7 protein-coding genes are annotated in these 8,156 nt (G+C 66.4%); 5 read left to right on the top strand and 2 right to left on the bottom strand.

Features of this window, described 5'->3' with window-relative positions:
• Window positions 1-110: 110 nt before the first annotated feature.
• Window positions 111-1,046 (top strand): ATP-binding cassette domain-containing protein, encoded by a 936-nt coding sequence (locus ACODSU_RS15920; RefSeq protein WP_488843087.1) that lies wholly within the window; start codon window positions 111-113, stop codon window positions 1,044-1,046.
• A gap of 103 nt (window positions 1,047-1,149) precedes the next feature.
• Here ACODSU_RS15920 and purT read toward each other — a convergent pair whose 3' ends face one another.
• Both purT and ACODSU_RS15910 read right to left on the bottom strand, forming a co-directional pair.
• Window positions 1,150-2,352, bottom strand: coding sequence for a formate-dependent phosphoribosylglycinamide formyltransferase (gene purT, locus ACODSU_RS15915; RefSeq protein ID WP_488843085.1), 1,203 nt, complete (start codon window positions 2,350-2,352; stop codon window positions 1,150-1,152).
• 166 nt (window positions 2,353-2,518) lie between these two features.
• A complete protein-coding gene (locus ACODSU_RS15910; protein ID WP_291442164.1) occupies window positions 2,519-3,235 on the bottom strand; it encodes a TetR/AcrR family transcriptional regulator in 717 nt (238 codons plus the stop codon).
• An 89-nt stretch (window positions 3,236-3,324) separates the two neighbouring features.
• Here ACODSU_RS15910 and ACODSU_RS15905 point away from each other — a divergent pair, with 89 nt between their 5' ends.
• The 4 genes from ACODSU_RS15905 (at window position 3,325) to ACODSU_RS15890 (ending at window position 8,144) form a co-directional block, all read left to right on the top strand.
• Window positions 3,325-4,305 carry a VOC family protein gene (locus ACODSU_RS15905; RefSeq protein WP_488843083.1) on the top strand — a complete coding sequence of 327 codons (981 nt, stop codon included), beginning with the start codon at window positions 3,325-3,327 and terminating at the stop codon, window positions 4,303-4,305.
• Window positions 4,302-5,210, top strand: a complete 909-nt coding sequence (locus tag ACODSU_RS15900) for a c-type cytochrome (RefSeq protein ID WP_488843081.1) — start codon at window positions 4,302-4,304, stop codon at window positions 5,208-5,210. Before ACODSU_RS15905 ends, ACODSU_RS15900 begins: the two co-directional genes overlap by 4 nt.
• 165 nt (window positions 5,211-5,375) lie before the next feature.
• Complete coding sequence (locus ACODSU_RS15895; RefSeq protein WP_488843079.1) at window positions 5,376-6,998, top strand: sigma-54 interaction domain-containing protein; 1,623 nt, start codon at window positions 5,376-5,378, stop codon at window positions 6,996-6,998.
• 234 nt (window positions 6,999-7,232) lie between these two features.
• Window positions 7,233-8,144: a sulfurtransferase gene (locus ACODSU_RS15890; RefSeq protein ID WP_015012391.1), complete on the top strand. Its 912-nt coding sequence runs from the start codon at window positions 7,233-7,235 to the stop codon at window positions 8,142-8,144.
• Window positions 8,145-8,156: the final 12 nt, after the last annotated feature.

Raw genomic sequence — 8,156 nt, 5'->3', positions numbered from 1 at the left:
ACTTACTTGTCTGGGCCTACCTTTTGGCAACGTGCACTTCGTTGTTTAAACCGCCTGGCAAAAATTTCGCCCCGGGCACCACGGGCGCACTCGTCGCACACAATCCCTCCATGACCGCACTTTTTGAAGCCCTGCACCTGCGCAAACGTTATGGCGAGACCACGGTGGTGGACGACGTGTCCTTCGCCATTGCTCCCGGCGAATGCCTGGGAGTCATTGGCCCCAACGGGGCGGGCAAGACCACCACCATCCGCATGTGCCTGGGCCTGGCGTCGCCTGACGGTGGCGAAGTGCACTTCACGCCGCAGCCGGGCACCGCGCCGCTGCTGATGCCCCGCGATGCGCTGGCCATCAAGGCGCAGTTGGGCGTGGTCACCCAGTTCGACACACTGGACCCAGACTTCACCTGCGCCGAGAACCTGCGCGTGTTCGGCCGCTACTTCGGCCTGAAGGGCGCGGTGATGGACGAGCGCGTGCCCCAATTGCTGGAGTTTGCCGCCCTTACCCACAAGGCCAACGCCAAGCCGGGTGAGTTGTCCGGCGGCATGAAGCGGCGCCTGTCGCTGGCGCGCGCGCTGGTCAACAACCCGCGCCTGCTGCTGCTGGACGAGCCCACCACCGGCCTGGACCCGCAAGCCCGCCATCTGATGTGGGAGCGGCTGCAATTGCTGCTGCAGCAAGGCAAGTCCATCCTGCTGACCACCCACTTCATGGACGAGGCCGAACGCCTGTGCTCGCGCCTGCTGGTACTGGACCATGGCCGCAAGATCGCCGAAGGCCGCCCGCGCGAGCTGATTGCCCAGCACCTGGAGCCCGATGTGGTGGAAGTGTTTGGCGTGGGTGCCGTGCAGATGGCGGAAGACGCCGCGCTGCGCACCCTGGCCGCCCGCATGGAGGTCAGTGGCGAGACCGTGTTTTTCTACACGCAGAATGCGCAGCCGCTGTTGCAGGCGCTGGGCCAGCACGGCCACCTGCGCACGCTGCACCGGCCCGCCAATCTGGAAGACCTGTTCCTCAAGCTCACGGGGCGGCAGATCCGGGAGTAGGGCTGCGCTGGAATCCGGGCCAGTTTTCAGCGACGCGCTGTACCCCACGCAAAGGTGTGCACAGGAGCAGCCATGCGAGAAGGGGTGAAAGGCGCCCAGCGACTCAGGGGGTGCGTGGTTTTACCTTGCTGGCCGCCAGCTTGGCGTGGGTGCGGGCCGTGTCCACATCCTCAGCACGCGCCAGCGCCACGCCCATGCGGCGCTTCACAAAACTCTCGGGCTTGCCAAACAGGCGCAGGTCGGTGCCCGGCACGCGCAGAGCGTCGTCCACACCGTCAAACACGATGCCCTGGGCCTCAACGCCGCCGTAGATGACGGCACTGGCGCCCGGGTTGCGCAGGCTGGTATCCACCGGCAGGCCCAGGATGGCGCGGGCGTGCAGCTCGAACTCGCTCTGGTGCTGGGTGCACAGCGTCACGAGGCCGGTGTCGTGCGGGCGCGGACTCACTTCGCTGAACCACACGTTCTCGCCCTTCACGAACAGCTCTACACCAAACAAACCCTGGCCCCCCAGGTTGTCAGTCACGGCCTTGGCGATCTGGCGCGATTTTTCGAGTGCTGCCGGATGCATGGGGTGGGGCTGCCAGCTTTCCACATAGTCGCCGCTCACCTGCACATGGCCGATGGGGTCGCAAAAGCTGGTGGCGATCTGGCCGTCCGCCCCCACTGAACGCACCGTGAGCTGGGTGATTTCGTAGTCGAAGTCGATGAAGCCCTCGACGATCACGCGGCCGTGGCTCACGCGGCCCCCGGCCATGGCGTAGTCCCAGGCCTTTTGCACGTCGGCCGGGCCGTCGATCTTGCTCTGGCCCTTGCCGGAGCTGCTCATCACGGGCTTGACGATGCAGGGGTAGCCAATACCCGCGTCAATCGCGGCCTGCAGCTCTTCGAGCGAGTTGCAGAACTTGTAAGGGCTGGTGGGCAGGCCCAGCGTCTCGGCAGCCAGCACACGGATGCCTTCGCGGTCCATGGTCAAGCGCGCGGCGCGGGCGGTGGGGATCACCCGCACGGTGCCCGCGGCTTCCAGCTCTTCGAGCATGGGGGTGGCAATGGCTTCGATCTCGGGCACCACTAGGTGCGGGCGCTCGGCTTCGATCAGCGCCTTGAGCTGGGCCGGGTCGCTCATGGTGATGGTGCGCGCGTGGTGGGCCACCTGCTGGCCGGGCGCGTTGTCGTAGCGGTCTACGGCGATGGTCTCGACCCCGAGACGCTGCAGCGCAATCAGCACTTCCTTGCCCAGCTCGCCCGAGCCCAGCAGCATGACTTTGGTGGCGTGGTGGGACAGGGGGGTTCCGAGGGTGGTCATGGTGGTAGTGCTTTCGTTGGGGGATGGGCCAGAGCACCGTGGGAGAGGCGGGCAATCCACGGCGCGAGCACAACTTTACGGCATCTGGGCGCTGACCAATCAGGCAGCCCCCGGTTGCCCCATCGCGCCGCTGGCACCACCCACCCGCAGCGTTGCGATGGCCTTGCTAGGAGCCTGCGCGGGGTGATTTTCGCCGCGTGCTAACGGCCCCAGCAGCAGCCTGCGTGGTGAACGCTGGCAGCGGCCGCGCCATGACCTCGGCCGCATCGGCCGCCGCCATTCCCAGCCCGCGCAGCACCATCTGCAGCAGCGCGTTCACAAACGCGGGAGAGTCAGCCACCTCCCCTTGCGCAATGCGCACCTGCGCGCGGATGCAGGTACCGAACACCATGTCGATGGCGGCCTCTTCATCCACCACATCAAAGCGCCCCTGCGCTTTCGCTCGCCGCAGATCGGCCAAGGAATACGGCTTGACCAGTTCAATGGCCTGGGGGTGGGCCATCGCCAGCTGAATCATCAGCAGGGCCCAGGGTGCGCTCACTTCTGCCAGCCAGAGGAACCGCCGCATGCCGATGCTCATGCGCTGCGCCCCGTCCTCAATGTGCTGGTAGCTCTGCACCACCCGCTCGTTGAGCGTGGTGAACAGCGCCAAAGCCAGCGCTTCAAAGATCTCCTCCCGCGTGCTGAAGTGGTTGTAGACCGTGCCGGGGGCCATGCCGGCCACACGCGCGATCTCCTGGATGGTGGTGCCGGCCACGCCCCGCGATGCGATCACCTCCACCGTGGCATGCAGCAGTTGCCGCCGCGTGCGTTCGCGCTTGGACGGTCGCTCGCCTTCTCCCGGCAGCAGGAACCGCGCCAAAGGCTCCGGCAGCGGGGGCATTGACGGAGCACTATAAATTGATTCAGAATTCATTTTTGAACAGTCAATTCAATTTTCAATTGTTTCATCAATTTCAGGAGCATACCGCCATGCCGAATTCCCTCCGCCTTGCCTATCTGGTGTTTGAAGCCCGCAAACCCGCCCGCTGGGAGCGGTTCATGAAAGACATGCTCGGGCTTCCCGCGCCCACCGTCCATGCAGACGGCAGCACAGGCTGGCGTGTGGATGGCGCCAGCCAGCGCCTTGTGGTGACGCCAGGTCCCCGTGACGACCTGGCGGCCGTGGGCCTGGAATGCGCCGATGAACACGAACTGCGCCAGCTGGTGCAACGCTTGCAAGCAGCCGGGCACCGTGCCGAGCAAGGCGATGCCGCCCTTTGCAGCCAGCGCAAGGTCCAGCACCTCTGGCATGTGAACGACCCCGAACAGGGTCGCGTGGAGCTGTGCGTGGGCCTTGCCGAAGCGGCAACGCCGTTTGCCAGCGCCGCCTTTCCCGATGGCTTTGAAACTGGCGCGCTGGGACTGGGGCATGTCGTTCTGGTCGCGCAGGACCTGGCCGCGATGGAGGCGTTTTATGGCGGACTGCTGGGGTTCGGCGTGACAGAGCGACTCCAGACGCAAGTGGGCCCGGTCCACATCCGCGGCACGTTCATGCATTGCAACCAGCGCCACCACTCGCTCGCGCTGTTTGACCTGCCGTCCTCGTTCCGCATTCACCATTTCATGTTGCAGGCGCGCAGCCTGCGCGATGTGGGGCGGGCGTTCGAGCGGGCCGAGTCGCTGGGGCTGCCCATCGATCTGGACCTCGGCCAACACCCAGAGCCGGACGGTACCTTTTCGTTTTACGCAGAGACACCCTCCGGTTTTGCGTTTGAAATCGGAGCGCAGACCCAAGCCATCGACCCATCGGGCTGGCAGACCATGCACACCCACGAGACCAGCACATGGGGCCACCAGCCCCGGCTGCGCCTGAAGCTCAAGATGGCACGCGAGCTGATCAAGTCGCGCTTCCGAGGGCGCCGCAGGCACCCGAGCCAGGCCGCCGGCACGGCTACGGGGGCAACATCATGAAGCGCTGGTTGCGAAGAACCCTCTGGGCGGGAGCGGCACTGGCCGCTGTGGCCACAGCCCTCATCGCTGGCGGCACACAGATGGCTGAGCGCAAGATGAATCGCCCGCTCACGCTCGAAGTCGCCTCGCCCGCCATCGTGCAGGACGCCGCCAGCATCGAGCGCGGCCGGTACCTGTTTGCCTCCCGTGGATGTGTGGACTGCCACGGGGCGAACGGTGCGGGGCGCACCTTCATAGACGATGCCAACGGCCTGCTGGTACGCGGCCCCAACCTGACACCTGGCGCAAACAGCGTGGTGGTGGGCTACCGCAGCGCCGACTGGGATCGCGTGGTGCGCCATGGCATCAAGCGCGACGGTCGCCCGGCCCTCATCATGCCCAGCGAGGACTACAACCGCTTCACAGACCAGGACCTCGCAGCGCTCGCGGCCTATGTGCAGCAATTGCCCGCTGTGGATGGCGAACCCGGCATCGTCCGGCTGCCGGTGCTTGTGAAGCTGCTCTACGCCGCCGGGGTCGTGAAAGATGCCTACGAGAAGATCGACCACACGCTGCCTGTACAGACGCCGGTGGCCGAGGGCGTCAATGTGGCGCATGGCGCCTATGTGGCCAATATGTGCATGGGCTGCCACGGTGAAAAGCTGGCTGGAGGCAAGATTCCCGGAGCGCCCCCAGACTGGCCGGCCGCCTCCAACCTCACATCGGCCCCGGAGGGCGCCATGCACCGCTACCTCAGCGCACAACAATTCCGCCAGATGCTCACCACGGGCACACGCCCCGACGGCTCAGCGGTCAGCACCGTCATGCCTTTCGGCTCGCTCAAGTCCATGAGCCAGACCGACGCCGACGCCCTGTACCTGTACCTCAAGGCGCTGCCGCCCGTACCCACCGGCAGCAAACGCTAGCACCCGCACACGCCATTTTTGCAAGGTGCGTTGGGACGCCCCAGGGCCAGACACAAGCGCTCAACAAGGTCAGGGAGCCGCCCCCGCGAGGCTCGGCAACGCGGAGGACGGCCCGGCGGGGCGAAGCAGGCGCAAAACTTGCGACGCACCGGCATGCATACCCCCATGCCACCGCACTCCCCACCCAGCCCCGCCACCGACTGGCACGCGCAGGAGCTGCTGCTGATGCGCGAGGTGATGCGCCTCATCGGCCGCAGCCTGGCGCCCGGCCTGGTGCTGCGCGAAATGCTGCATCTGATGAGCGAGCTGCTGGGCCTGAACCGGGGACGGATCGTGCTGGTGGACGCAGCGCCCACCGCCCCAGCCGGCGCGCCGCGCACCGCCGCCATCCAGCATGCCTACGGCCTCACCCAGGCCGAGGTGCAGCGCGGGCGCTACGCCTGGGGCGAGGGCATCACCGGCCGGGTGCTGGCCACGGGGCAGCCTGCCATCGTGCAGGACATCGATGCCGAGCCGCTGTTCCTGGCCCGCGCGGTGGAGCGCAGCCAGTTGCCGCCCGAGACGGTGGCTTTCATCGCCCTGCCCATCGAGGTCAACAACGCACCTATCGGCGTGCTGGCCTGTCACCGCATCCGCAGCCGCCAGCGCCACCTGAACGACGACCTGGCGGTGCTGCGCGTGCTGGCCACGCTGGTCGGGCAGCTGCTGCAGCTGGAAGCCCTGGTGGCCGAGCAGACGCGGCAGCTGCAGGCGCGCAACGCCGTGCTGGCCAATGCGCTCAACACCAAAAGCGCGCGCTACGGGCTCATTGGCAGCTCGCCACCGCTGCTGCAGGCCTTGAGCGAGCTGGAGCGCGTGTCGCAAACCCAGGCCACTGTGCTGCTGCTGGGCCAGTCCGGCACAGGCAAGGAGCTGTTCGCACGCGCCGTGCACCTGGCCAGCGGGCGGCGCGACCGGCCCTTCATCAAGGTCAACTGCTCGGCCATTCCAGACGCGCTGTTCGAGTCCGAACTGTTTGGCTACGAAAAAGGCGCGTTCACCGGCGCCAGCACGGCCCGCGCGGGCTGGTTTGAGCAGGCCGACAGCGGCACGATCTTTCTGGACGAGATTGGCGAGCTGCCGTTGGCCCTGCAGTCCAAGCTGCTGCGCACGCTGCAGGAGGGCACGCTGGTGCGCCTGGGCGGGCAGCGCGAGGTCAAGGTCAACGTGCGCCTGGTGGCGGCCACCCACCGCGACCTGTCGGCCGATGTGGAGGCCGGGCGCTTTCGGCAGGACCTGTACTACCGCCTGCACGTGATTCCGATCCATCTGCCCTCGCTGGCCGAGCGGCGCGAGGACATCCGCGCGCTGGCGCTGCACTTTGTGAGCCGCGCCAACCAGGCGCACCAGCGCAACGTGAACCTCTCGCCCGACGCGCTGGCGCGGCTGGAAGAACACCCCTGGCCCGGCAACATCCGCGAGCTGGGCAATGTGATCGAACGCCTGGTGCTGCTGACCAATGACACGCTGGTGGCGCGGGCGGAGCTGGACCGGTTTCTGCCGGCTGCGTCCTTGCCGTTGCCTTCGCCTCCCGCACCACAGCCTGCTGCAGCCACCACGGCAGCAGAACGCCCAGCCATTGCCCCGGCGCCGCTGGTGCGTGACTACGCACCGGCCCAGTCGCACAGCGTGTTGGTGCTGCAGACAGCACTGGCCGAGCACCACGGCAACCAGTCGCGTGCAGCGCAGAGCCTGGGGCTGACGCTGCGGCAGTTCAGCTACCGGCTGCGCAAGGCGGGTCTGAAGTGACGACGGACACTGTGTCGACAATTTGTAGACACAGTGTCTGGCGCGGTCTGTTCCACCCTGGCTACTGACACATGGCCACGTCCGGTTTACTATCAAATCAATAGCTGCCAGCGCATATTTCACTAGCGCTTCCAGCCATTTTTATTCAAATTTACCCATCTCCACCCGCTCTGGCACACCTGTTGCGATAAGGAGGGCAGGCATCCCGCCCACCACCGCACCGAAAGGTTTTCCATGAGCACCGTGACCGCTACCGCCTCCGACGCCGTCCTCATCTCGCCCACCCAGTTGTTGGCCCTGCAAGCCGCAGAGCCTGTGGTGCTGATCGACACCCGCGACGCCGACACCTATGCCCTGGGGCACATCCCCGGCGCGGTGAACCTGCGCGAGACCTTCACCTACCTCGCCACCTCCACGCCCCAAGGCCTGCAGGAGCTGAAAGACACCTTTGCCGCGCACCTGGGCGCCATCGGCCTGTCGGGTGCGGAGACGGCGGTGTTCTATGAAGATGCGCTCAACAGCGGCTACGGTCAGTCCTGCCGGGGCTACTACCTGCTGACCTGGCTGGGCTACCCCAAGGTCAAGGTATTGAATGGCGGCTACTCGGCCTGGAAGGCGGCAGAGCTACCCGTCTCCACCGAGGCCGTGGTGCCCACCCCTGCCATCTTCCCCACCAACCTGGCCACCACCGACGTGATGCTGACCAAGGAAGACGTGATCGAGGCCCTGGGCACCGACACCGTGCTGCTGGACGTGCGCGATGTGGACGAATGGATTGGCGACAGCTCCAGCCCCTACGGCAAGGACTTTGCGCCCCGCAAGGGCCGCCTGCCCGGCGCCAAGTGGCTGGAGTGGTACCGCTTCATGAAGCCCTCACCCCAGGGCCCCGTCTTCAAGTCGCCCGACGAAGTGCGCGCCGAATGCGCCACGGCGGGCATCAGCCCGGCGGACACGGTGTACCTGTATTGCTTCAAGGGCGCGCGTGCGTCCAACACCTTCCTCGCGCTCAAGCAGGCGGGCTTTGCCGATGTGCGCATGTACTTCGGCTCGTGGAACGAATGGTCGCGCGACGACAAGCTGCCGATCGAAAGCGGTCTGCCGCTGGTCAAGTTCCCCAAAAAGCCTGCGCTGGCGCTGGCGGCCTGAGCCCCGCGCGTT

This window comes from Acidovorax sp. FG48 (assembly GCF_057809085.1).
This window is presented reverse-complemented; position numbering and strand designations above follow the sequence as displayed.